The sequence below is a fragment of the Flavobacterium rarum (SeqCode) genome (assembly GCF_965234445.1).
In the GTDB taxonomy this organism is placed as follows: Bacteria; Bacteroidota; Bacteroidia; order Flavobacteriales; family Flavobacteriaceae; genus Flavobacterium; species Flavobacterium rarum.
The window spans coordinates 235,693-258,161 of the sequence record NZ_OZ248479.1 but is presented as its reverse complement, the minus strand read 5'-3'; the positions used below and the strand labels follow the sequence as shown (position 1 = coordinate 258,161).

The following is a 22,469-nucleotide window of genomic DNA, read 5'->3' as shown; positions in this document are numbered from 1 at the left end:
AAAGTATGACACAGTTGAACAAAGACATTTCGCCGGTTGCCTATGCAACATTTCTTTCGGATGTGGGCAATGCCGTTCAACAACATCGTGTACAGGCTATTCAATCTGTTCAAACAATATCCAACCAGTTGTATTGGAACATTGGCGAGTTGATTATAAAAAAGCAAGAGGAATTCGGTTGGGGAAAATCAGTTATAATAAGACTTAGTCGGGAATTACCGCAGTTAATTGGAGAAGGAGTGAGTTGGTCTCCTCGAAATCTTCAGTTCATGAAGCAATTGGTTACTGAATATTCAAATGTGAAGCAGCTTGATTCACATTTAGAAAGTTCTAAATCAGCAAACTCATATGTGAAACAGCCTGTTTCACATTTGGCTTATGTAAAAAAATTGATATTAAATACTCCTTGGAGACACAATATTTCAATATTACAAAAGGTAAAAGATACTAATGCTCGTATATTCTATCTAGAGCAAACAATCAAAAATAAATATAGTAGTGCTGTACTTTTGCATCAAATAAAAGCAAACGCTTACGAACATTATATATCAAAACCATCACAACATAATTTTGGAACTGCTTTACCAGAACATTTTCAGGAACAAGCTAGAGAAAGTATAAAAAGTGTTTACAGTCTCGATTTTCTAGATATAAATAAACCTGTTACCGAAAGAGAGTTAGAAAATTCAATGGTCGAAAAAGTAAAGCGACTTATGTTGGAACTAGGGTATGGGTTTTGTTTTATTGGCAACCAATACCGACTTTCGTTGGGAGATAAAGACTATTACATCGATTTGCTTTTTTATCATAGAATTTTAAAATGTTTGGTGGCAGTTGAATTGAAAGTGGTAGAATTTGAACCTGAGTTTGTTGGAAAACTAGATTTTTATTTGCAATTAATGGACGAGCAATTAAAACAGATTGATGACCAACCAAGCATTGGAATATTGTTAGTTCCAGACAAAAAGCATTTAGAAGTTGAATATGCTTTACGAAGCGCGAACAAGCCAATAGGAGTCTCAGAATATCACTTGAGCAAAAAGTTGCCAAAGGAGTTGGTTGGAAAATTACCGACAACAGAACATTTTCAATATTTATGGAATTCCGAAATATCCAAAAACGAAAACAATAAAAATGAGTAAAACGGTTATATTATCTACAAAAACGCTTTCGGATATTCAAAGACAAAGCCTTTTAACAGCTGGATTTGAAGTATTCGAGGAGGATTTTATTTCAACCAAAAAACAGCTGTTTGAGTTGAATAACATCAACGACAATTTAATTTTTACGAGTCAGAATGCTGCACAAAGCGTACTTGAAAACTCAAATGTTGATGATTTGAAAACCAAGAACGTTTTTTGCGTTGGGCTAAAAACAAAAATTCTGTTATCAGAAGCTGGATTCAACGTGGTTGCTTACACGGGTTATGCTGCCGACTTAGCCGAAATCATTGCTTTGATTTATAGCCAAGAAAGCTACACTTTTTTTAGCGGAAATCTTCGTAAAGAAACACTTCCAAAAGCCTTAGCAGAAGCTGGAATTAAATTCAATGAAATTCAGGTATACGAAACTACATTGTCTCCGTATAAAATTCATGAGAAACTCGATGCTATTTTGTTTTTCAGCCCTTCAGCAGTAGAGAGTTATTTGAAAAATAATGTTATAAAAAAAGAAAACTGTTTTTGCATAGGAGAAACCACCGCAGAAGCATTAGATAAAATAACCAAAAATATCATCGTTGCAGATCAACCCAGCGTTGAAGAAGTAATTGAAGATGTAATCACAGAATATAAAACCCCTAATCCATAGGATATTAGAGACTAAAAATTAATTTAACGATTTTATTTACAGTGTTCAAACTGAACACTAAAAATACTGAACACTGAACACTATGATTAAGAACGACCTATTTTTAAAAGCACTAAAAGGAGAAACAGTACAACGTCCGCCAGTATGGATGATGCGTCAAGCCGGAAGATATTTGCCGGAATTCATCGCTTTGCGTGACAAATATGATTTTTTTACCCGTTGCCAAACTCCAGAATTGGCTGCAGAAATCACCGTCCAGCCCATTCGTAGAATTGCTCCTGATGCTGCTATTTTATTTTCGGATATATTAGTAATCCCACAAGCAATGGGAATTGAAGTGTTGATGAAAGAGAGTTTTGGACCGTTTTTGCCAAATCCTATTCGTACTATTCAAGATGTAGAGAAAGTAATCGTTCCGGATGTTAATGAAACATTAGGTTACGTTTTTGACGCCATCAAATTGACCAAAGAAATGTTGAATGATGAGGTACCGTTAATTGGTTTCGCAGGTTCTCCATGGACAATTATGTGTTATGCGGTAGAAGGAAAAGGTTCTAAAAGTTTTGATATGGCCAAAGGATTTTGTTTCACACATCCAGAAGCGGCTCATGTTTTATTACAAAAAATTACAGACACGACGATTTTATACCTAAAAGAAAAAGTAAAAGCGGGAGTAAACGCTGTCCAGATTTTTGATTCTTGGGGCGGAATGCTTTCTCCAGTGGATTATCAAGAATTCTCTTGGAAATACATCAACCAAATCGTTGAAGCTTTGGCCGATGATGCACCAGTTATTGTTTTCGGAAAAGGTTGTTGGTTTGCCCTTGGTGAAATGGGAAAAAGTAGAGCTTCGGCTTTAGGCGTAGATTGGACGTGTTCGCCAAGAAATGCAAGATACCTTTCAGGAGGAAACATTACTTTACAAGGAAATTTTGACCCAAGTCGTTTGCTTTCACCAATACCAGTTATCAAGAAAATGGTACACCAAATGATTGATGAATTCGGGAAAGACAAGTATATAGTGAATCTTGGACACGGAATTTTACCAAACATTCCTGTAGACCACGCCAAAGCATTTATCGATGCGGTGAAGGAGTACGGGAATTAGTAAATAGTTCTCGGTTTGCAGTGAATCTCCTGCAAGGTTTTTTTCGAACCTTGTAGGTATGTTTGTTAAATTGAATCTATAAGTAATACCTACAAGGTTCGAAAAAAACCTTGCAGGATAAAGCTGTAGGTATGTTTTAAAACGTCAGCTTTAAAAGTAATACCTACAAGGTTCGAAAAAAACCTTTCAGGATAAAGTTGTAGGTTTGTTTGATAAGGACTGCCAAGAAATAATACCTACAAGGTTCGAAAAAAACCTTGCAGGATAAAATTGTAAGTCATATCTTATAGGATTGTATAAACAAAAACTACGGTATGAAATTAGAAGTTTTAGAAAAAGAGGGTTATTATCATATTTACAACAGAGGTATAAATGGCTGTTTAATTTTCGAAAACGATGAAAACAAAAGCTTCTTTTTAAAACAACTTTCAAAATATCTAGTGGATAAAATCTCAATATTTGGATATTGTTTAATGGATAATCATTTTCATTTGATTATTCGACTAAATGAAGATGAAGAATTTGTAACACAGGCATTTTCTAATTTTTTTAATTCTTATGTCAAGGCTTTTAATAAAGATGTTGATAGAACAGGAAGTCTTTTTGAAAAGCATTTCAAGAGAATAAGACTCTATGATGAAGAGTATTTGAGGCAATTGATATTATATGTTCATTTGAATCCAAAGCATCATTTAGATTTAAAATTTGAGAGTTTTAAATATTCATCTTATCAGGCATTCATTTCAGATAAGGAAACCAAAATTGAGAGAGAAGAGGTTTTAAGATTGTTTGGAGGTTTAGAAAATTTCATTTTTTGCCACAATCAAAGAAATGATTTTCTAACTGAAAAATTTACATTTGAGTAAATGGTAGTGTGAGGCTCCTGCAAGGTTTTTTTCGAACCTTGTAGTTGTGTTTTAAAAATGAATATCAAGAAAATAATACCTACAAGGTTTGAAAAAAACCTTGCAGGTTAACAAAATAGAATAAAAAATGCTAAACAAAGGCTTAAGAGACCAAGAAAGTATTCGAATTGATAATCTGCTCAAAAAGTTGATGTCATTGGTTTATGTACCTAAGTTTTGGAATTTAGAGGACCTTCTGTTCTTAGAAAACAACTTAAAAGACTTAGGAATTAATATTGAAAGTCTTACTGAATTTAGCGAAGAAGAATTAATCATTCATTTGAAGCGTCTTCATTTTGAATGGAATCATTTCGAGATATTTGCTGATTTTTTAGTCGCTTTTTCAAAGGAAAGTCAGTTTGATTTTTCGCCAAAAGCCATTGCCATTTACAATTATATCCAAGCAGAAAGCAAGACTTTTTCGTTTGAAATTTTCAATAAAATAGCTATTGTAACATCAAAAAATGAATAAACAAGAAGCTTTCCATATAGCCCCATTAGCGTCAGGAGACGCTAAAGGTCTTAGTAGATTAATGATTACTAATACTGAAAGATTCAAAAGGTATTTTCCTAAAACGCTTTCCAGTAATTTAACGTTGGAAGCAACCGAAAGATATATTGAAAGCAAAATAATCGAATTTGAAATCAAATCTGGTTTTACATTTGCGATAAAAAAGCAGGAAACCCAAACTATAATGGGCCTTGTTATTCTCAAAAAAGTAGATTGGCAAACCAAACAAGTAGAAATAGCGTATTGTATCGGTAAAGAGTATGAACGCAAAGGGTGGGTAACAAAAGCCGTGAAAGCCGTTTCGAATTATGCTTTCAAAGAATTAAATTTGGAAACTCTTCAAATTATAGCGCACAAAACCAATTTAGGAAGCATTAAAGTGGCTGAAAAGAATGGTTTTGTTTGGAAAAGAACACTTGTTGATGAGTTTACACCTACTTATGAACTTCCATTAGACATGGAATTATATGAATTATCAAAATGAAAGAACAATTTTTCTCCTACATACAAAATCTTCAAGATCAAATCTGTGCAGGATTGGAAAGTGTTGATGGTCAAACCAAATTCCGTGAAGACCTTTGGGATCGCCCAGAAGGTGGAGGCGGTCGCACCCGTGTAATCGAAAACGGAGCAGTTTTCGAGAAAGGCGGTGTCAACATTTCGGCGGTGCACGGAAAATTGCCCGAAGCGATGCAAAAAATGTTCAACGTAGGCGAAGCCGATTTTTTTGCCTGCGGACTGAGTTTAGTATTGCATCCAAAAAATCCAATGGTACCAACGGTTCATGCCAATTGGCGTTATTTCGAAATGTACGATGATAATGGAAATGTGATTCAGCAATGGTTTGGTGGTGGTCAGGATTTAACCCCTTATTATTTGTTTGAAGAAGATGCAACTCATTTTCATCAAACTTGCAAAACCGCTTGCGATAATCACAATCGGGAGTTTTATCCAAAATACAAAAAACAATGTGATGCTTATTTTTGGAATGCTCACCGAAACGAAGCTCGAGGAATTGGCGGTTTATTCTTTGATTATTGCAAAGCAAATGAGCAAATGTCTATGGAAAATTGGTTTAACTTTGTTAGCGAAGTCGGGAATAGTTTCCTAGAAGCCTACGTTCCGATAGTCGAAAAAAGAAAAAACCTAACGTACACTCCCGAAAACAGAACATGGCAAGAAATTCGTCGTGGCCGTTATGTCGAATTCAATTTGGTGCATGACAAAGGAACTTTATTTGGTCTTAAAACCAACGGAAGAATCGAGAGTATCTTGATGAGTTTGCCACCGCACGTGCAATGGGTGTACGATCATCATCCCGAAGCGGGAAGCGACGAAGAGAAATTAATTTTAACTCTAGAAAATCCAAAGGAATGGTTGTAAAAACGGTTTGGTTGATTCTGATTGGCGGTATTTTTGGCTGTTATGCTCAAGAAAAAACTGCTTCCAATCCGTATTTCAAAACATATGATGACAAAGTGATTGCTAGTTTATATTATTTGGATGTTTCTAATAATTTTCAATTCGTAAACAGCAATACTGATGGATCCAAAACAACTTTGGATTTAATTCCAAATCAGAGAGAACAATTAGGATTAAGCGTTTCCTATAAATTTGCCGATATCTCTTATGGGTTTTCCCCTCAATTTTTTAATGAAAACAAGGATAATGGCAACTCAAAATTGTTTAATATCAGTACGCGATTCATTGTAAATCAATGGATGCAAACACTGAGTTTTATCAATCAAAAGGGATTTTATGCAAACGAAAATGGCTTAACTATTCCTTTCCCAAATTTAAGATCAACAAAAATAGGCGGAGTTACCTCTTATATATTCAACCCTAATTTTTCTTTTAAAACAATAGCGAATCAAAAAGAATGGCAAACCAAAAGTTCCGGTAGTTTTATCCCGAATTTTTCATTCTTTTATACCAATCTTGATTTGAATGATGGAAGCGTAGATCCAGAAGGGAATTTATTTGAAATGACAGTATCGCCATCTTATTATTATAATTTTGTAATCAATAATAGAGTTTTACTATCGGCAGGATTGTCCATCGGAGGGGGTATAAGTATAATCGATAGCGATGTTGCAGGTATTTTGGAAACGAGTACAAGCTTAAAGCTAGGATATAATAACGATTCTTTTTTCTCTTTTTGTACTATCAATTACCTTGCATTTGCACAAAATAATGAGGCAAAGGTACAGTTGAATGATGCTATTTCTACCTTTAATATTTCGGTTGGATATCGTTTTGATCCACCAAAAAAAGTAAAAGAAGTCTTTGAAACTGTACATCAAAAAACAGGACTTTAAATTTATAAATCATATAATCTGCTCCCGAAAGCTTTCGGGACTAAAATCTAAAATTATTATGTTCCCATTACACCGAAACCGCCGTTTAAGAGTCAACGAATCCATCAGAAGTTTGGTTCGTGAAACTACATTAAGTCCAACCGATTTTATGTTCCCGATGTTCATTGCCGAAGGCGAAAATATAGAAGTCGCAATACCATCTATGCCAGGAATCTTCCGCCGTTCTATTGATTTAACGGTAAAAGAAGTCAAAGAAATTTACGCTTTAGGAATACGAGCAGTCAATATTTATGTAAAAGTGAGCGAAGATTTGAAAGACAATGAAGGTGTCGAAGCCTGGAATCCAAACGGATTGATGCAACAAGCCATTCGCGCTATCAAAACGGCTTGTCCCGAGATGATTGTAATGCCCGATGTAGCTTTAGATCCTTATTCTATTTATGGTCACGATGGAATTATAGCCAATGGAGATGTTGAAAATGATTCTACTGTTGCCGCATTGGTAAAAATGGCCGTATCTCACGCCCAAGCAGGAGCCGATTTTGTAGCGCCTTCGGATATGATGGACGGACGCGTGTTGCGTTTGCGTGAAGGTTTGGATGCCGCAGGTTTTCATCATGTGGGAATCATGAGTTATTCGGCCAAATATGCTTCGGCGTTTTACGGGCCTTTTAGAGACGCTTTAGACAGTGCTCCAAAAGAAGCTGACATTGAAGTGCCAAAAGATAAGAAAACCTATCAAATGGATTATGCCAACCGCATCGAAGCTATCAAAGAAGCCTTATCCGATGTCGAAGAAGGAGCCGATATGGTGATGGTAAAACCTGGAATTGCCTATTTGGACATCGTTCGTGAAGTAAAAAATGCCGTGAATGTTCCCGTAACTGTTTTTCACGTATCGGGCGAATATGCCATGATCAAAGCCGCTGCCGAAAGGGGATGGTTGGATCACGACAAAATCATGATGGAACAATTAATGTGTATCAAAAGGGCAGGAGCAAGCTTAATTTCGACTTATTTTGCCAAAGAAGCCGCTATACTTTTAAATAAATAAACATGAAAAATCTAGTATTTATTGTTGCTCTTTTAGTTTTGGTTAGCTGTAAAAAAGAGAGCCAAGAACCTTTCGGAAAACCTGAAGTAACAACAACAGCCGAAACCGTAAAATCACCAGAGACTATTGGTAAAGAAATTTTTGAAAACAAAGGGAATTGCATCGCTTGCCATTTACCAGACAAAAAACTTATTGGCCCAAGTTTGCATGATATTGCTAAAATATACAAAGACAAAAAGGCAAACATGGTCACTTTTTTGAAAGGCGAAGGGGAGCCCATCGTTGATCCAAGTCAATACGAAGTGATGAAAGCCAATTTTGCCATCACCGAAGAAATGTCAGACGAAGAACTTCAAGCATTAGAAGCTTATGTTTATTCTAATTTGAAATAGTATTCAGGAGCTAATCCCGCTGTCCACTATATCTCTTCTGGCGAACCCCGCCACAAGAGGATGCCGTTTCCATCGGGGCTAAAAACCAAGAACCATTTGTGTAAACAAGTGGTTTTTTCGTTTGTATCACTTTTTAACTCAGAAGCTGCACTAGACTTCGTAGCGAAACTGAATTATTCAATAAAATCAGTAGCTCACGGACTATTTTAAAAGAGTAGAACAAGTTCAATACCGATTTCTTTCTAACTCTTTCTTAATCTGTGGAAATCTGTGTAATCTGTGGCAAAAAATAGTTAGCAACTCTTTGTCAATGTCCCAAACACTCTTTCTTGAAATCTGGGTTTAATCTTTGCGTTCCTTGCGATAACTTTGTGTACTTTGCGGTTAATTTTTTTTAAAAAATTTTATGGAGACAGTTTATATCAAAACACCTTTAGGGTATGCTCAAATAATGGGTGATGAAGATGGAATAGTTAGCATAAAAGTACACGATGAGGCAGAAGTTTCTTCCAAACACCCCGACTTTTTGCAAGAAGCCGTAAACCAGTTACAGGATTATTTCGAAGGAAAACGAACCAATTTCGACCTAAAACTCAATCCAAAAGGTACCGAATTCCAACAAAAAGTTTGGAAGGCTTTACTAGAAATCCCATACGGAAAAACCAGAACGTATCTCGAACAATCCAAAATTTTGGGAGATGTAAAAGCGATTCGCGCCGTAGCTTCCGCCAACGGGAAAAATCCACTTTGGATTGTTGTTCCTTGCCACAGAGTAATTGGCTCCGATGGTTCCCTAACTGGTTACGCAGGAGGTTTATGGCGCAAAAAATGGCTGTTGGAGCACGAGAACCCTACTACACAACAAACTTTATTTTAAAATTAGACTTCTTAGATTGTTAGATTTTTAGACTTCTTAAATTAAAATAATTTGCGGACAGATATTCTCAAAATGGGTGTAACTTATGTTTTTTTCCATAAATTAGATTTTTAAAAATGTAACTGTTTTGGCAAATAAATAAAATCTAACAATCTAAGAACTCCCAAAATCTAACAAATCTATCCAATGATTGAAAAAATAAACCTCAACAACATACTTTTCCTAGATATAGAAACCGTTCCGGAAGAAGAAAACTTCAATTCACTCGATTCCGAAATGAAATCGCTTTGGGAACAAAAAACGATGTACCAACGCAAAGACGAGTTTACTGGTGAAGAATTCTACGATCGTGCTGGAATTTGGGCCGAGTTTGGGAAAATCGTTTGTATTTCTGTTGGGTATTTTACCATCAAAGGTGATATTCGGAATTTTAGAGTAACCTCCTTTTTTGGCGACGAAAAGAAAATTCTAAACGACTTCAATAATTTACTGAACAACCACTTCAACCAACCGCAACACGTTTTGTGCGGACATAACGCGAAAGAATTTGACATTCCGTTCCTCGCTCGTCGAATGATTATCAATCAGATTCCCATTCCCAACAAGCTGAACTTATTTGGAAAAAAACCTTGGGAGATTCCTCATTTGGATACATTAGAGTTATGGAAATTTGGTGATTACAAACATTTTACTTCCTTAAAACTATTATGTAAAATCCTCGGAATCCCATCGCCAAAAGGCGATATTGACGGCAGTCAGGTAGGACACGTTTTTTATGTGGACAAAGACATTGACCGTATTGTGACGTATTGCGAAAAAGACACCATTGCCGTAGCCCAAATTTTTCTCCGTCTTCGAAGAGAAGATTTGTTGATAGAAGACGAGATAATTCATGTGTAATACTGAAGTTTTCAATAGCGGTACCCTTAAACTCGAATTGCAAAGCAAATTTTTATAACTGCATGGCTTCTGCTGCCAATCTTCCGGTTTTAAAAGCAGCATTAATGGATCCATTTAGTAAATAATCGCCACAGACAAATACTGAATCGGTTATTTTTATTTCAGAAATAGTCAAATCATTTTTTATACTTTTATGTACAGGAAGCGCATAATCTATAGCATAAGTTCGAATCATTTTCCATTCATGTACTTGTTTTCCATACCATTTTTCTAATTCTTTTTTGATGTTCTCAGCAAGTATAGCGTCTTCAATATCTGTTAGCCCATTGAATGAAATCGATATTAAAACTTTGCCTTCTGGCGCATAAGCTTTGGATACATTTGAAATAACAGTGAGATTATTGACCCATTTTTTTGATCTTGCTGCATTCAAAATAACAATTGCTTTCTTGGAGGGTGCTTTTTTAGCTTCAAAATAAACATTTGTTACTTTTTGAGAGGTAGTTTTTAAGTTGGGTACAAATTGAGATACAAGCTCATTGGCATTTGTTGCTAGTAGTATTTGGTTGGCTTGATACGTATTTCCATCTTCAGTAGTAACAGTATTTCCTGATATTGCTGTGACTCTTTTATGATATTCTATACTGTTTTTTGGCAAAAGGGATACTAATTGCTTAGGTATCTCTTCCATACCTAAAGCTGGTATTGCTACATCACCGTCAGAGAACATTTTCATTACAAAATCAAACATTCGATTGGAGGTGTTGAGATCATTCTCTAGAAAAATTCCAGATAAAAATGGTCTGTAAAATCGATCCATTATAGTCTGACTAAAACCAAGTTTCTTAATATGATCGGAGGTAGTGCTTTCTGGTTGGTTAAAAATGGCATCTAGTGTCATTTTTTGCAATTTTAACTTTAAAAAAAGAGTGTTTATTTTGTCCTTAAGTGTTCCAATTGGAGCAAACAAAGTCGATAGTATAGCTGTTGGACGTCTAAATGGATCTGCAATTTCAAATGTACCACCATCATAGAGCACTGTAGCTCCTGGCAACATGGTTTTAAGCTGCAATTCTTTGTAATTGAGTAATGATTTTGCTTCGGGATAATCAGTAAGTAAAACTTGAAAACCTCTATCCAATAGAAAACCGTTATACGCATCTGTTTTTACGCGTCCTCCTGCGCGGTCAGTTGCTTCCAAAAGATGTACTTTTCTTCCTTGACGTTGTAAATATACCGCCGCCGAAAGACCTGATAATCCTGCTCCAATAATTATAATATCTTGTTTCATAATTTTTTTACTAACTGTTTTAGCTTTTTGAAAGCCATAATTTTCTATATTCCATTTTAGGATCGTAGTCATTTGCTTGCTTAGTGATATTAAAATACCGATGATCTCTTGGATCATTTCCTACTCCAGCAATGTAGGCCCAGTTGCCCCAATTACTGCAAACATCATAATCAATAAGTTCCTGTTCGAAGTATGCCGCACCGATACGCCAATCCATATTGAGTTCGTTGCAAAAATAACTCGCTACATTTTGTCTTCCTCGATTACTCATGAATCCGGTTTGTTTTAATTCGATCATATTGGCATTGACAAAGTCTGATGGCGTTGTTCCTAGTATCCATTGCATCAGTAGTTTGTCGTTTAATGATTGTGGATTTTTCTTGTCTTTTTTTATACCCGAAAACAAAAAGAATTTGGCTTGGTATTTTTTAAACATAAACTGGAAGAAGTCTCTCCAAAGCAATTCAAAAACCAACCAATAAGTAGAATCATTTGCACCAAATTGAGTTTCGTAAATTTTGATTTCTTGAAAAATACTTTTAGGAGAAATACAGCCCAAAGCCAACCAAGATGAAAATTTGGAGGAATAATCGGCTCCCACCATTCCGTTTCTAGTTTCTTTGTATTTAGATAGCGATTGTGTGTCAATAAAGTAATGATTCAATCTGTTGTATGCTTCTGTTTCTCCCCCTTTAAACAAAATAGCTGCTCTTGAATCAATTGTTTTTTCTTCAAGTTCTAAATCTTCTAAACTTGGTAGTTTTAAAGCTGGAATCGTTGGAGATTGTATTGAATCTGGTCGACCAAAAGGTTTTCTTACTGTGGTTTCTTTTTCTATTTTTTTTCTAAAGTTTGTAAACACATCCGGCAAATCTTGGATAGTAAATGGCAAATCATCGGAATGGTACAAAGTACTAGTGTCAAATGTTTTTAACGTGCAATTGATTTTTTGCAAAGCGGTCGCTACCTTTTTTTCGGTTTGTTTTTCTTCAAAAGCAACCTCTTGTTTCGAAAAAACTTTTGAAGTATGATAAGCAGCCGCTATTTTTGGAATTTCAATTTCTGGATTTCCTCTCACAATTAGAAGCCCAGACCCAAGTTTGCGTAAGCTTGTATCCAAATCTTTCAAAGACTCCAGGAGGAATTGTGCTCTAAAACTACCTGTTTTTTTAAATCCAAAATTTGATTTTTCAAAATGGGAATCATCAAAACAATACACCGGTACAATTTGATCGCTTTGGGCTATGGCTTTGTGCAACGTTTCGTTGTCGGTTAATCTCAAATCGGTTTTGAACCAAACCAGTGTTGTTTGTATCATAAGTCGTCAATGTTTTTCAAATAATAATCGGCTTGAAGTAAGAGTTCCGCTTTTGCCTCAGGTTGCATTTTTCTCCAAACATTATACATCATTACAATTCTAGGATTTTTGCTTAATTTGTCTTCGTGTTTGTCATAAAAATTCCAATACAAACTATTAAAAGGACAAGCTTTGTCTCCTGTTTTTACTGACTTTTTGTAGAAACAGCTTCCACAATAATGGCTCATTTTATCGATATAACTCGCCGAACTTACATACGGTTTTGTACCCACAATTCCTCCATCTGCATATTGACTCATGCCTCGTGTATTGGTGATTTCTACCCATTGTATGGCATCGATATAAATACCCAAATACCAAGCATCTACTTCATCGGGGTCAACTCCTGCCAAAAGCGCAAAATTCCCTGTAATCATTAATCGTTGAATGTGATGTGCGTAACCATAATCTAATGACTGCTGAATGGCATCTTTAAGACAATTCATCTTGGTTTTTCCTGTCCAATACCATTTGGGTAATTTTGCTTTATTCTCAAAATAATTCAGCGAAGCATAATCAGGCATTTTTTTCCAGTAAATGCCTCGCATGTATTCTCTCCATCCAATTATTTGTCTAACAAAACCTTCCAATTGATTGTATTCTATTGTAGTATTTGATTTTTGCCATTCCTCTATGCATCTTTGTATTACTTCTTGCGGTGATATCAATTTTATATTCATAGAAAAAGAAAGCCTTGCATGGTACAATGACCACTCATTTGGTGTCATGGCATCTTGATAACTTCCAAAAAGGGGTAGACATTCAGTGGCAAAAAAATCTAGTAATTGCAACGATTGCGTTCTATCAATAGGCCAAACAAAATTTGAAGGATCTATGTTACCAATGGTTTTTATATTGGTTTTATTAATTTCGTTTACAATTGCTGTTACATTGTTGTTGAACAGTAATGGAGGTGTTGGTTTGTGATTTTTGGGTAATTTTTTTCTGTTTTCACCGTCAAAGTTCCATTGTCCCATAACTGGTTTGTCACCCTCCATTAACACACTATGTTTTTTGCGCATCGTTCTGTAAAAAGATTCCATAACAAAAGTTTTCTTGCCTTCAAAAAAAGTTGCGAGTTCCGTTCTTGAAGTAAAAAAATGTTCCGAATCGAATACAGTTGATGGAATTGCCAAATTTTTGCAACATTCTTTGAGCAATTCATCCAAACGGTATTCGTCTGGAAGTTGGTACTCAAAATGGGTAATGCCGTTATTTTTTATATACTTTAAAATATTTTGTTCAAAGCATTGCCAATTTTCTTTGTCGTTTAGTTTTATATAAATGACATTGTGCTTAGCGGATTCTAATTGTGCTGCAAAGTTTTGCATTGCTGCAAAGAAGCCAACTATTTTTTGAATGTGATGTTGTGCATAATCCGTTTCGGAACGAATTTCCATCAATATATAGGTCACAGAATCATCCATGGTTTGGAACCAGGAGTGGTTACTGTTGAGTTGGTCTCCAAGAATAAGTCGCAAGGTTTTCTTCATATTATTGGTACTTATCGTTTATTTAATCTGCATTTATCACTACAATATTTAACTTCATCCCAAACTTTTTCCCATTTTTTGCGCCAAGCAAATGGTTTGTCGCATACGGCACAAATCTTGGTTGGGAGGTTTTGTTTTTTTACTCCTTTCATGAGTTATGTTTTAAGGTTCTACTCCCAATCGTGTGGGATTTAAAATTAAGAATTTAATTTTTCTTTGAACCATTAAGTCATTAAGGTTGATTAAGTCATGTTGAACTTAACTTTCATTATCTCTTAATAGCAAAAATTTTCTTTGTTTTTTTATACGCACAGTTCATGATAAAACTTCTTTTAATTGGGTACGTTCCCATTCTATTTTTACCAAAGAACCTTCAGCCATAAAAACAGCTTCGGGTTGTGTATTGTTTAATACAGAAAAGGTCTCGCCATACATTGCCGTAAAATCACATTCAATGGTGTAATTCAAGATTTGATGTGTGTTCCAGCTTGGATGTTGTAATTTATATTCTAATGTTTTTTTCTCGTTGAACATGGTGTACCCATAATAATGTTCGTATATAAATTGTTCCAAACTATCAGGTTGCATCCTTTTTGTTTCCTGCTTTGCTTCAACAGTTATACTATTCCATTTGTTATTCAATAGCCATTCGAAATGTACTTTCTTGGTGTCGTGAATTTCATCGATTTGATGTCTTGTGGGCACTACGGTATAATGTTCTTTGTACAGTTTGTTTGCCATCCAGGCTACAATTGGGTACGGAATGGTTTCGTTTACAAAAACCACCCCTCTTTTGATTTGATCGCCCTCTTTTCGAACTACGTAAAACCGTAAATTTATTTCTTCAAATGTTCCCAGTTTCGGAATTGGAATATTGAAAAGCTTGGTGCTTTTAAACATAAAACCCACTAGACTCACGTATGCATTGCCTTCAAACAAATCCAATTCTACTCCTTTGGGTAAAAAAGGCATCAGTATTTCAGGATTAATTTTGTAATTGGCCATTATAATATGCTCCCAATTTGCTTTTAAAAAAATACTCATTTTGATGTTTTCTTTTTGGATTTTAAACTACTTTTTTTAGAGTTTGGATTGGAAACATGCTTCTTTAAGATGCGCTTGCCTTCTTCTCGTACTTCATCTTTTTTTCTAAAACTCCAAACGATGTCGCTAGCATATTTTCTCGTTTCTTCAATATTTACAATTGGTGAAGGGTATTCTTTTCCGATTTCGCAATTGTAAAATTGTTGTTCTATACTATTCATTTTCCAAGGTTCGTGAAGAAGCGAAAGCGGCACATCTGAAAGTTCTGGTAGCCACTGTTTGATAAAAATACCTTCTGGATCATGCTCTTCCGAATTTTTTATTGGACTATAAATCCGAATGGTGTTAATACCCGTTGTTCCCGATTGCATTTGCAATTGCGGATAGTGAATTCCAGGTTCGTAATCTAAAAATTGTCGGGCCAAAAAGTGAAGTTCGCGCCAGTCTTGCCATAAATTAAATGTAAAAAAGGAAACCACCATAGCCCGCATCCTAAAATTGATATAGCCCGTAGTTGCCAAACATCGCATACATGCATCTACTATTGGCACCCCTGTTTTGCCTTCTTGCCATGCTTTAATGTATACTGGATTTTTTGGCTTGATTAATTGGTCATAGGCTTTGTTTACATTTTCAAATTCCATTCGGCATTCGTCCTCAAATTTTTGTATAAAATGACAATGCCAATGCAAACGGGATACAAAGTTGAGCATTGCTCTTTTGTTTGGAGAATTTTCGTAATGTTGATTGGTGTATTGATAAATCATGCGCATACTAATATTTCCATACGTTAAGTAAGGCGACAATCGGCTACATCCTCTGCGACTTAAGGCTGGTTTGGAAATGTGTTTGCTGTAATTGACATGACGTTCTTTGACAAAACTATCCAAATACCGCCATGCTAAGTGCTCGCCTCCTTGCTGAAAATTTTTATTCGGAGTTGTAATTTCAGGAGTCAGTTCGTTTCCTTTTAGATTATTATAAACTAAATCATTCAAATAGATACAGTTTAAGTCTGCAATAGTTACCATTTTGGGTTCAGATCGCATGACCATTTCCCAACTTTTGTCCCAATCTTTTCTGGATTTTAATTTGCGAATGACACCGTGCATTTGCGATTCTACCCAATTGATATTTTTGTTCAGAAAAAATTTCTGTAACACTATATCTCTTTCAAAAGTAATTTTGTTGCCTATTTCTTGATGTGAAAAAACCGATTTTATATCATAAATTGAATGTAATTCCTCAAAAATAGTGATAGCTTCGTTTTGAAAAAAGTAAAACTTGGAATTTGATACACTTAATTTTTGCTGTAAATCTTGTATCGATTCATATACAAAACGCCAATGTCTTGTATCAGAATCGGCATAATTCATTACCGAAGGTTCAAAACAATACAGCAATAAAAAGGGCAGGGCGGACTGCTGCGCATTAAAAAGTGCCTCGTTGTCCACTAAGCGTAAATCTCTTTTGAACCAAACAATATTTATGGCTTTTTTTTTCAAATGGAGGTAATTGGTATATTGGGTTTTGCATAACTGAGTCGGTCTAGTTTTGTCGTTTTGTGGTAACTATCCAAACCTGAACATGTTATTGTGTTTGCTTTTTCAAGATCCAAAAAGCCATCAGGGGATTGACACTCTTCTGGAAAATATATTTGAACAATTTCACCAATGATCATGTGCGTATTATTGATAGCGATGTCTATTTTTTCTCTAAAAATGAGTCCTATTTGTACATTGCTTTCTTTTACAAATGGAGCTTCAAATTCATTTTTGAATTCTGGAGTTAAATCAGTACAGTCAAATTCTGAAACAGAAGCATCATATCGTGCTGAAGTTTGATGTGCTTGTCTATAAATAGTTTCATTCAGGTGATTGATGGTATAATATTTATTCTCCAGAATATTTTTTAAAGTATCTCTCATTGGTTGTGAAGGCCGGAAAATTAAACCAATCAATGGCGGATTGGCACCAAGATGAAAAATGGAGCTAAAAATAGCCAAATTGGTATTTCCTGTTTCTGCTTTTGTACCAATCAAAGCAACACTTTTGAAACCTCCTAAACTATTAATGAGATGGATGTTTTTGTTAGTGTGTAAATTTTTTATTTCTTCAGAATTTAAATATCTTTTGGTCATTTATCTTTTCGAAATTTTGTTGTTAGTGATTGCTCTTTGAAGTTTGCATTTAAATCGATCAATTCCTTCATTTCGTTTTGAAAGATGTTTGGTTTTACAATTTTCAACTCTTTTTCGCCATAATTTATAGCTAGAAAATTTCAATTCCTTTTTCATTAAAGCTTTGACATCTGCTTCTGACAATCCAAATTGAAATTTGATCGCGTCAAAAGGAGTACGATCTTCCCATGCCATTTCTATTATTCGGTCTATTGCTATAGCATCCAGATTTGTTCTAGGAGTAGTTGGTAAATTAAAGGTACTTAGCATTTTTATATTATATTTAGGTATAAATTTAGATTTTTAGATTTTTACAAATTGCTCTTTTGCTTGATCCTGTTTAATCCATTTTTTGTCACTATTGAGTTTGAAAGATGCAATGTGTTCCTTATTCCATTCGTTTGGTCCTATTAATGATAAAAAATTAGTGCCATCAGCGTATGCGTACATGTGATACGTTTCACCTATTACGGGTTCAAATGAAAATTTACAGTTGTATACCAATTCGTTCCATTGGTATTCCTCCATCAACGAATTGTATTGATCTTTGAGTTGACTAAATTTATCCGCAAACTCTTTGTTTACTTGATGGATGCCTCTGGTTTTCCATGCCACAACATCATCTGTTTTGATTACTGGAGCACCAACACTAGTTGCATAAGGCAAAACGTTTGCATTATATCCATATTGTTCGGTATAGACAACATTATCTGGTATTTGTTTTTTCATCTTATTGTATACATTAGAAATCTAGAAAACAAATAAATTAAAATTTTTTTGTTTAATCATTATTTAAAAAGATTAAACAAAGATATGTTATTTTTGTTTAAAAAAAGAAAAACTTGGGAGTAATTATTTTTATAAATTGTATGTAACAGGTTTCTATTTGAATAATTATAAATTAAAATATGACTATCCGTGACTTATACCAATAAAGTTTTTATACAAATTAGTATATCAATGCAAAAACTTAAATGTGTTTATTTGACACAGATTTCACAAATTCCCACAGATTAATTTGTGAACCCCGAAAGCTTTCCTATCGTGTGGACACAACTCCAAAATTTGGGTGTTGAATAAAGCTATTTATTATAGTAATTCCTCTTGACAACGATTTGATTATACCATTTCCTACGGTTTCAACCGTTGGATACAATATTAAGGAGGATTCAATGGCTAAAAAAAAATGTTTATCGATAAATTACCCACGGTTAAAACCGCGGGCTATTTTAGAATTGCTGATAAAACTGGATCTTAATAAAATTGATTTATTAAGAATATGTAAAAAAAGGGCTACTATATGTGTCCACATGATAGGAAAGCTTTCGGGGGTAAAATCTCTGCCAAGAAAAAATAATTATGGTCTTCTTAGCGGATAGTCATTAATTAAAATATAATTGAAAAACCTATTTTAGCACAAGAATTAGTTTTGTGTTTTAATTATTACATTTACAAAAATTAAAAATTATGGTATTAAGTAGATTTTGGCTCGCTATTTTCATTTCTTCGATTGTATTTGTTGTAATTAGTTTGTTTACTGGCAATAGTTACACTATTGATTTTATTTTGAATGGAAAAAAAGACGACCCCATTTTACTTTCTGAAAAATACATCAGTCAAGTTCCGGTTTTTATCAAAGACAGTATCAAAAATGCGCCGGATCAAACTATGATAATCAACAGAGACACCATCAATGCTGATACTACTTACGTTTATAAAAACAAAACGGTTAAGATTTTCAGTGGTGTTCAAAAATCGGATGGTCTTTTGCCAACTTGTAAAAGCACCTTATTGGATTTAATCATACCTCTTATTGCTTATTTGGCCTTTTTCTGTGGATTGATGGAACTTTTAATCATTTCTGGAGCGACTGAAAAACTGGCTAGAGTTTTGAGTCCGGTATTTGTGAAAGTGTTTCCGAGTATTCCCAAAAACCACCCATCTATATCTTATATGACGTTAAACTTTGCTGCCAATTTCTTGGGGTTGGATTCGGCCGCTACCCCTTTTGGATTAAAAGCCATGGAAAGTTTACAAGAAATAAACCCAGATAAAGACAAAGCCAGTGATGCTCAAATCATGTTCATGTGTTTGCATGCCTCGGGGCTTACCTTAATTGCAACGTCTATCATTGGCTATCGTGCTGCTGCTAATGCCACCAATCCAGCCGATGTAATGTTGCCTTGTATTATTACCTCTTTTATCGGTACCATTGCTGCTTTTTTAATTGTTGGAATTAAACAAAAAATTAATTTCAAAAGTGCTTCTTTGGTAATCGGTTTAATGACGTTAATAGCTGCAATTGTCGGTTTGTTGATGTATGTAAACCATTTGGATTTAATTGGCAAAAATTATTTTACCTCTAATCTTTCAGCGTTGATATTGGTTGGAATTATTGCTTTTACTCTAATCTTATCATTTATTAAAGAAAAGAAATTTACAGAAGCGAATACAACGGTTTATGAAACCTTTGTATCAGGAGCCAATAATGGAGTAAAAACGGGTGTTACTATTTTTCCTTATGTTTTAGGAATGTTAGTGGCTATTTCTTTATTTAGAAACAGCGGTTTGTTTGAAATAATTAGTGAATGGATTGCTTTTGGATTCTCTAATTTGGGAGTGAGTAAAGAAATCACCGATGCTTTACCGGTAGCATTGCTTAGACCTTTTAGTTCTGCAGGATCTCGTGGATTTTTAATAGATTCGATGAATACTTTTGGTGCCGATTCAATGACAGGAAGATTAAGCAGTATTTTTCAATGTAGTGCCGAGAGTACTTTTTATGTTATTGCAGTTTACTTTGGTTCCGTTAATATAAAAAATACCCGATATGCTTTAGGAACCATGCTTCTGGTTGATTTGATTTGTGTAATAACCGCTATTTTGGTAGCGAGTTGGTTTTTTTAAAGTTCAACTTTCCATTTTTAAAAATAAAAAAATTAATATTAATCTAAAAAAATAAAAAATGTCAAAATACACGAAATACATCGCTATAGGATTGGTTATTCTATTTTTAATTACGAGTTTGTTAAGTTAATGAAGTATTTTCTTGGTTCTACCACGAATTGTGTGGGTAAAAAATTTTTACCACGAATTACACGAATTATCACAAATTCTATTAACCTAAAATTTGAATTACACCAATTTAAGACTTCACTTGGATTTGTGACCCGAGCCTGAAAGGTGAATAGGCGAAGCAAATTAAAACACACTGTTTTTCGTGTAAATTAGTGCAATTCGTGTCTAACTTTTTTTTAATAATTATAAAAGCAACTCAATTCGTGGTAGTACCATTTTCTTTATTAAATGAAATGGAACAACTTCATAAAAGTCAATAGTTCGATTGGGAATATAAATATAAATAAGACAATTACTTATGGAAATTAATGCTTTCTCTTTAGGTTTATTATTATGGCAGATTTTTCTCTTTTCTGCTTTTGCTTTTTTTGGTTATTTAGTTTTTAGATATTTTAAAAAACTTAAATAATCAAACCTAATTTATAACAATTCTAAAACATTAGTTGATATAAATCAGTTTCTGTTCTTTATACAATTCTTATATTTGGCTTTCTAAAAAAAATCAAATTATGGACTTTATATACCAGGATCCTTATCCAATTTTAAAAGACGACACCCAATACCGTAAAATCACTTCCGATTATGTAAAAGTAGAACAACTAGGAGATAGAGAAATCTTGACTGTTGACCCCAAAGGGTTGGAGTTGTTGGCTCAAGAAGCGTTGAAAGATGTTTCTTTTATGTTGCGTACTGCACATTTAGAAAAACTAAAAGCAATTCTTGACGACCCAGAAGCCACCGATAACGACCGTTTTGTGGCTTATAATTTGTTACAGAATGCTGTTGTGGCTATCGAAGGGGAATTACCTTCTTGTCAGGATACAGGAACAGCGATTGTAATGGCCAAAAAAGGTGAAAATGTATATACAGGTGTCGATGATGCCGAATGGCTTTCAAAAGGGATTTTTAACACGTATCAAGAGAGAAACCTTCGCTATTCCCAAATTGTGCCGATAAGTATGTTTGAAGAAAAAAATTCAGGTTCGAATCTTCCCGCTCAAATAGATATTTATGCCAAAAAGGGAGCTTCTTATGAGTTTTTGTTTTTAGCAAAAGGTGGAGGTTCTGCCAACAAAACCTATTTATACCAACAGACAAAATCGTTGTTGAATGAAAAATCATTAGATGAATTCGTTCGTGCCAAAATTAGAGACTTAGGAACTTCTGCATGTCCACCATATCACTTGGCATTGGTGATAGGAGGAACATCTGCAGAAGCGAATTTGGCTACGGTTAAAAAAGCATCAGCAGGTTATTTTGATCATTTGCCTACTTCTGGAAACATGGCAGGTCAAGCTTTCCGAGATTTGGAATGGGAAAAAAGAGTACAATTAATTTGTCAAGAAAGTCAGATTGGCGCACAATTTGGTGGTAAATATTTCACACATGATGTACGCGTGATTCGTTTGCCACGTCACGCCGCTTCTTGTCCAGTTGGATTGGGAGTTTCCTGTTCTGCCGATAGAAATATCAAAGGAAAAATCACCAAAGATGGTATTTTTGTTGAACAATTGGAAGTAAATCCAAAACGTTTGTTGCCAGAAACAGCTCCGCATTTGGAACCCGCTGTTGAAATTGATTTAAACCAGCCAATGGCCGATATTCTTAAAAAATTATCGCAATATCCTATTAAAACCCGTTTGAAACTGAATGGAACGTTGATCGTGGCTCGTGATATTGCACACGCCAAAATCAAAGAATTACTGGATGCGGGTAAACCAATGCCAGAATACTTTAAAAACCACCCAATTTATTATGCGGGGCCAGCAAAAACACCAGAAGGAATGGCTTCGGGAAGTTTTGGACCAACAACTGCTGGTAGAATGGATGTGTATGTAGAAGAGTTTCAAAAAAATGGCGGAAGTATGGTGATGCTAGCCAAAGGGAACAGAACCAAAGCGGTGATGAACGCATGTAAAACCTATGGTGGATTCTATTTGGGTTCTATTGGAGGTCCTGCAGCTATCTTGGCCAAAGAAAATATTCTTTCGGTTGAGGTTGTTGATTTTGAAGAACTGGGAATGGAAGCGGTTCGTAAAATCACTATTAAAGATTTTCCTGCTTTTATTATAACAGATGATAAAGGAAATGATTTCTTTGAAAACCTTTAGGAAGATTAAATTATAAAACAAAAAACCACAATTTCAAATAAA

The 22,469-nt window shown here is 34.7% G+C and carries 23 protein-coding genes; 14 read left to right on the top strand and 9 right to left on the bottom strand.

The window, feature by feature from the left end; translation table 11 throughout:
* The first annotated feature begins 5 nt into the window (after positions 1-5).
* The 12 genes from AC8GF4_RS01040 to AC8GF4_RS00985 all read left to right on the top strand — a co-directional run bounded on the left by AC8GF4_RS01040 (position 6) and on the right by AC8GF4_RS00985 (position 9,874).
* Positions 6-1,142 (top strand): PDDEXK nuclease domain-containing protein, encoded by a 1,137-nt coding sequence (locus tag AC8GF4_RS01040; RefSeq protein ID WP_506591917.1) that lies wholly within the window; start codon positions 6-8, stop codon positions 1,140-1,142.
* The gene (locus tag AC8GF4_RS01035; RefSeq protein WP_506591915.1) at positions 1,135-1,809 is read left to right on the top strand and encodes a uroporphyrinogen-III synthase; all 675 of its coding nucleotides are present in this window, start codon (positions 1,135-1,137) and stop codon (positions 1,807-1,809) included. The genes AC8GF4_RS01040 and AC8GF4_RS01035 overlap by 8 nt, the downstream gene beginning before the upstream one ends.
* Positions 1,810-1,891: 82 nt before the next feature.
* Positions 1,892-2,917, top strand: coding sequence for a uroporphyrinogen decarboxylase (gene hemE / locus AC8GF4_RS01030; protein ID WP_506591913.1), 1,026 nt, complete (start codon positions 1,892-1,894; stop codon positions 2,915-2,917).
* Between the two features lie 314 nt (positions 2,918-3,231).
* Positions 3,232-3,783 carry a transposase gene (locus AC8GF4_RS01025; RefSeq protein WP_506591911.1) on the top strand — a complete coding sequence of 184 codons (552 nt, stop codon included), beginning with the start codon at positions 3,232-3,234 and terminating at the stop codon, positions 3,781-3,783.
* 127 nt (positions 3,784-3,910) lie between these two features.
* Positions 3,911-4,294: a hypothetical protein gene (locus tag AC8GF4_RS01020; protein WP_506591909.1), complete on the top strand. Its 384-nt coding sequence runs from the start codon at positions 3,911-3,913 to the stop codon at positions 4,292-4,294.
* The gene (locus AC8GF4_RS01015; protein ID WP_506591907.1) at positions 4,287-4,817 is read left to right on the top strand and encodes a GNAT family N-acetyltransferase; all 531 of its coding nucleotides are present in this window, start codon (positions 4,287-4,289) and stop codon (positions 4,815-4,817) included. Before AC8GF4_RS01020 ends, AC8GF4_RS01015 begins: the two co-directional genes overlap by 8 nt.
* Positions 4,814-5,716: an oxygen-dependent coproporphyrinogen oxidase gene (gene hemF, locus AC8GF4_RS01010; RefSeq protein ID WP_506591905.1), complete on the top strand. Its 903-nt coding sequence runs from the start codon at positions 4,814-4,816 to the stop codon at positions 5,714-5,716. Before AC8GF4_RS01015 ends, hemF begins: the two co-directional genes overlap by 4 nt.
* Entirely contained in the window at positions 5,707-6,651 is a 945-nt protein-coding gene (locus AC8GF4_RS01005; RefSeq protein WP_506591903.1) for a DUF4421 family protein, read from the top strand. Before hemF ends, AC8GF4_RS01005 begins: the two co-directional genes overlap by 10 nt.
* Positions 6,652-6,709: 58 nt before the next feature.
* Positions 6,710-7,705: a porphobilinogen synthase gene (gene hemB, locus AC8GF4_RS01000; protein WP_506591901.1), complete on the top strand. Its 996-nt coding sequence runs from the start codon at positions 6,710-6,712 to the stop codon at positions 7,703-7,705.
* A 2-nt stretch (positions 7,706-7,707) separates the two neighbouring features.
* The gene (locus tag AC8GF4_RS00995; RefSeq protein ID WP_506591899.1) at positions 7,708-8,097 is read left to right on the top strand and encodes a c-type cytochrome; all 390 of its coding nucleotides are present in this window, start codon (positions 7,708-7,710) and stop codon (positions 8,095-8,097) included.
* Positions 8,098-8,503: 406 nt separating this feature from the next.
* Complete coding sequence (locus tag AC8GF4_RS00990) at positions 8,504-8,974, top strand: methylated-DNA--[protein]-cysteine S-methyltransferase (RefSeq protein WP_506591897.1); 471 nt, start codon at positions 8,504-8,506, stop codon at positions 8,972-8,974.
* 186 nt (positions 8,975-9,160) lie between these two features.
* Positions 9,161-9,874 (top strand): 3'-5' exonuclease, encoded by a 714-nt coding sequence (locus AC8GF4_RS00985; RefSeq protein ID WP_506591895.1) that lies wholly within the window; start codon positions 9,161-9,163, stop codon positions 9,872-9,874.
* 52 nt (positions 9,875-9,926) lie between these two features.
* Here AC8GF4_RS00985 and AC8GF4_RS00980 read toward each other — a convergent pair whose 3' ends face one another.
* The 9 genes from AC8GF4_RS00980 to AC8GF4_RS00940 all read right to left on the bottom strand — a co-directional run bounded on the left by AC8GF4_RS00980 (position 9,927) and on the right by AC8GF4_RS00940 (position 17,967).
* Positions 9,927-11,165 carry an NAD(P)/FAD-dependent oxidoreductase gene (locus tag AC8GF4_RS00980; protein ID WP_506591893.1) on the bottom strand — a complete coding sequence of 413 codons (1,239 nt, stop codon included), beginning with the start codon at positions 11,163-11,165 and terminating at the stop codon, positions 9,927-9,929.
* A 19-nt stretch (positions 11,166-11,184) separates the two neighbouring features.
* Complete coding sequence (locus AC8GF4_RS00975; RefSeq protein WP_506591890.1) at positions 11,185-12,483, bottom strand: DASH family cryptochrome; 1,299 nt, start codon at positions 12,481-12,483, stop codon at positions 11,185-11,187.
* Positions 12,480-14,015, bottom strand: a complete 1,536-nt coding sequence (locus tag AC8GF4_RS00970; protein WP_506591888.1) for a cryptochrome/photolyase family protein — start codon at positions 14,013-14,015, stop codon at positions 12,480-12,482. Before AC8GF4_RS00970 ends, AC8GF4_RS00975 begins: the two co-directional genes overlap by 4 nt.
* Before the next feature lie 11 nt (positions 14,016-14,026).
* Complete coding sequence (locus AC8GF4_RS00965) at positions 14,027-14,167, bottom strand: DUF2256 domain-containing protein (RefSeq protein WP_506591886.1); 141 nt, start codon at positions 14,165-14,167, stop codon at positions 14,027-14,029.
* 163 nt (positions 14,168-14,330) lie between these two features.
* On the bottom strand, positions 14,331-15,059 hold the full coding sequence (locus tag AC8GF4_RS00960) for a YqjF family protein (RefSeq protein WP_506591884.1): 729 nt from the start codon (positions 15,057-15,059) through the stop codon (positions 14,331-14,333).
* The gene (locus AC8GF4_RS00955; protein ID WP_506591882.1) at positions 15,056-16,564 is read right to left on the bottom strand and encodes a cryptochrome/deoxyribodipyrimidine photo-lyase family protein; all 1,509 of its coding nucleotides are present in this window, start codon (positions 16,562-16,564) and stop codon (positions 15,056-15,058) included. The genes AC8GF4_RS00960 and AC8GF4_RS00955 overlap by 4 nt, the downstream gene beginning before the upstream one ends.
* A complete protein-coding gene (locus AC8GF4_RS00950; RefSeq protein ID WP_506591880.1) occupies positions 16,561-17,199 on the bottom strand; it encodes a flavin reductase family protein in 639 nt (212 codons plus the stop codon). The genes AC8GF4_RS00955 and AC8GF4_RS00950 overlap by 4 nt, the downstream gene beginning before the upstream one ends.
* Positions 17,200-17,508, bottom strand: a complete 309-nt coding sequence (locus AC8GF4_RS00945; protein ID WP_506591878.1) for a TIGR03643 family protein — start codon at positions 17,506-17,508, stop codon at positions 17,200-17,202.
* Positions 17,509-17,541: 33 nt separating this feature from the next.
* A complete protein-coding gene (locus AC8GF4_RS00940; RefSeq protein WP_506591876.1) occupies positions 17,542-17,967 on the bottom strand; it encodes a DUF2452 domain-containing protein in 426 nt (141 codons plus the stop codon).
* Positions 17,968-18,705: 738 nt separating this feature from the next.
* Here AC8GF4_RS00940 and AC8GF4_RS00935 point away from each other — a divergent pair.
* Entirely contained in the window at positions 18,706-20,145 is a 1,440-nt protein-coding gene (locus AC8GF4_RS00935; protein WP_506591874.1) for a spore maturation protein, read from the top strand.
* A 680-nt stretch (positions 20,146-20,825) separates the two neighbouring features.
* Positions 20,826-22,427: a fumarate hydratase gene (locus tag AC8GF4_RS00930; protein ID WP_506591872.1), complete on the top strand. Its 1,602-nt coding sequence runs from the start codon at positions 20,826-20,828 to the stop codon at positions 22,425-22,427.
* The last annotated feature ends 42 nt before the right edge of the window (positions 22,428-22,469 follow it).

Bases quoted from the DNA above. Each gene is read 5' to 3' on its own strand.
- AC8GF4_RS01040 (WP_506591917.1), top strand. From the start codon at position 6: ATGACACAGTTGAACAAAGACATTTCGCCGGTTGCCTATGCAACATTT.
- AC8GF4_RS01035 (WP_506591915.1), top strand. From the start codon at position 1,135: ATGAGTAAAACGGTTATATTATCTACAAAAACGCTTTCGGATATTCAA.
- hemE (WP_506591913.1), top strand. From the start codon at position 1,892: ATGATTAAGAACGACCTATTTTTAAAAGCACTAAAAGGAGAAACAGTA.
- AC8GF4_RS01025 (WP_506591911.1), top strand. From the start codon at position 3,232: ATGAAATTAGAAGTTTTAGAAAAAGAGGGTTATTATCATATTTACAAC.
- AC8GF4_RS01020 (WP_506591909.1), top strand. From the start codon at position 3,911: ATGCTAAACAAAGGCTTAAGAGACCAAGAAAGTATTCGAATTGATAAT.
- AC8GF4_RS01015 (WP_506591907.1), top strand. From the start codon at position 4,287: ATGAATAAACAAGAAGCTTTCCATATAGCCCCATTAGCGTCAGGAGAC.
- hemF (WP_506591905.1), top strand. From the start codon at position 4,814: ATGAAAGAACAATTTTTCTCCTACATACAAAATCTTCAAGATCAAATC.
- AC8GF4_RS01005 (WP_506591903.1), top strand. From the start codon at position 5,707: ATGGTTGTAAAAACGGTTTGGTTGATTCTGATTGGCGGTATTTTTGGC.
- hemB (WP_506591901.1), top strand. From the start codon at position 6,710: ATGTTCCCATTACACCGAAACCGCCGTTTAAGAGTCAACGAATCCATC.
- AC8GF4_RS00995 (WP_506591899.1), top strand. From the start codon at position 7,708: ATGAAAAATCTAGTATTTATTGTTGCTCTTTTAGTTTTGGTTAGCTGT.
- AC8GF4_RS00990 (WP_506591897.1), top strand. From the start codon at position 8,504: ATGGAGACAGTTTATATCAAAACACCTTTAGGGTATGCTCAAATAATG.
- AC8GF4_RS00985 (WP_506591895.1), top strand. From the start codon at position 9,161: ATGATTGAAAAAATAAACCTCAACAACATACTTTTCCTAGATATAGAA.
- AC8GF4_RS00980 (WP_506591893.1), bottom strand. From the start codon at position 11,165: ATGAAACAAGATATTATAATTATTGGAGCAGGATTATCAGGTCTTTCG.
- AC8GF4_RS00975 (WP_506591890.1), bottom strand. From the start codon at position 12,483: ATGATACAAACAACACTGGTTTGGTTCAAAACCGATTTGAGATTAACC.
- AC8GF4_RS00970 (WP_506591888.1), bottom strand. From the start codon at position 14,015: ATGAAGAAAACCTTGCGACTTATTCTTGGAGACCAACTCAACAGTAAC.
- AC8GF4_RS00965 (WP_506591886.1), bottom strand. From the start codon at position 14,167: ATGAAAGGAGTAAAAAAACAAAACCTCCCAACCAAGATTTGTGCCGTA.
- AC8GF4_RS00960 (WP_506591884.1), bottom strand. From the start codon at position 15,059: ATGAGTATTTTTTTAAAAGCAAATTGGGAGCATATTATAATGGCCAAT.
- AC8GF4_RS00950 (WP_506591880.1), bottom strand. From the start codon at position 17,199: ATGACCAAAAGATATTTAAATTCTGAAGAAATAAAAAATTTACACACT.
- AC8GF4_RS00945 (WP_506591878.1), bottom strand. From the start codon at position 17,508: ATGCTAAGTACCTTTAATTTACCAACTACTCCTAGAACAAATCTGGAT.
- AC8GF4_RS00940 (WP_506591876.1), bottom strand. From the start codon at position 17,967: ATGAAAAAACAAATACCAGATAATGTTGTCTATACCGAACAATATGGA.
- AC8GF4_RS00935 (WP_506591874.1), top strand. From the start codon at position 18,706: ATGGTATTAAGTAGATTTTGGCTCGCTATTTTCATTTCTTCGATTGTA.
- AC8GF4_RS00930 (WP_506591872.1), top strand. From the start codon at position 20,826: ATGGACTTTATATACCAGGATCCTTATCCAATTTTAAAAGACGACACC.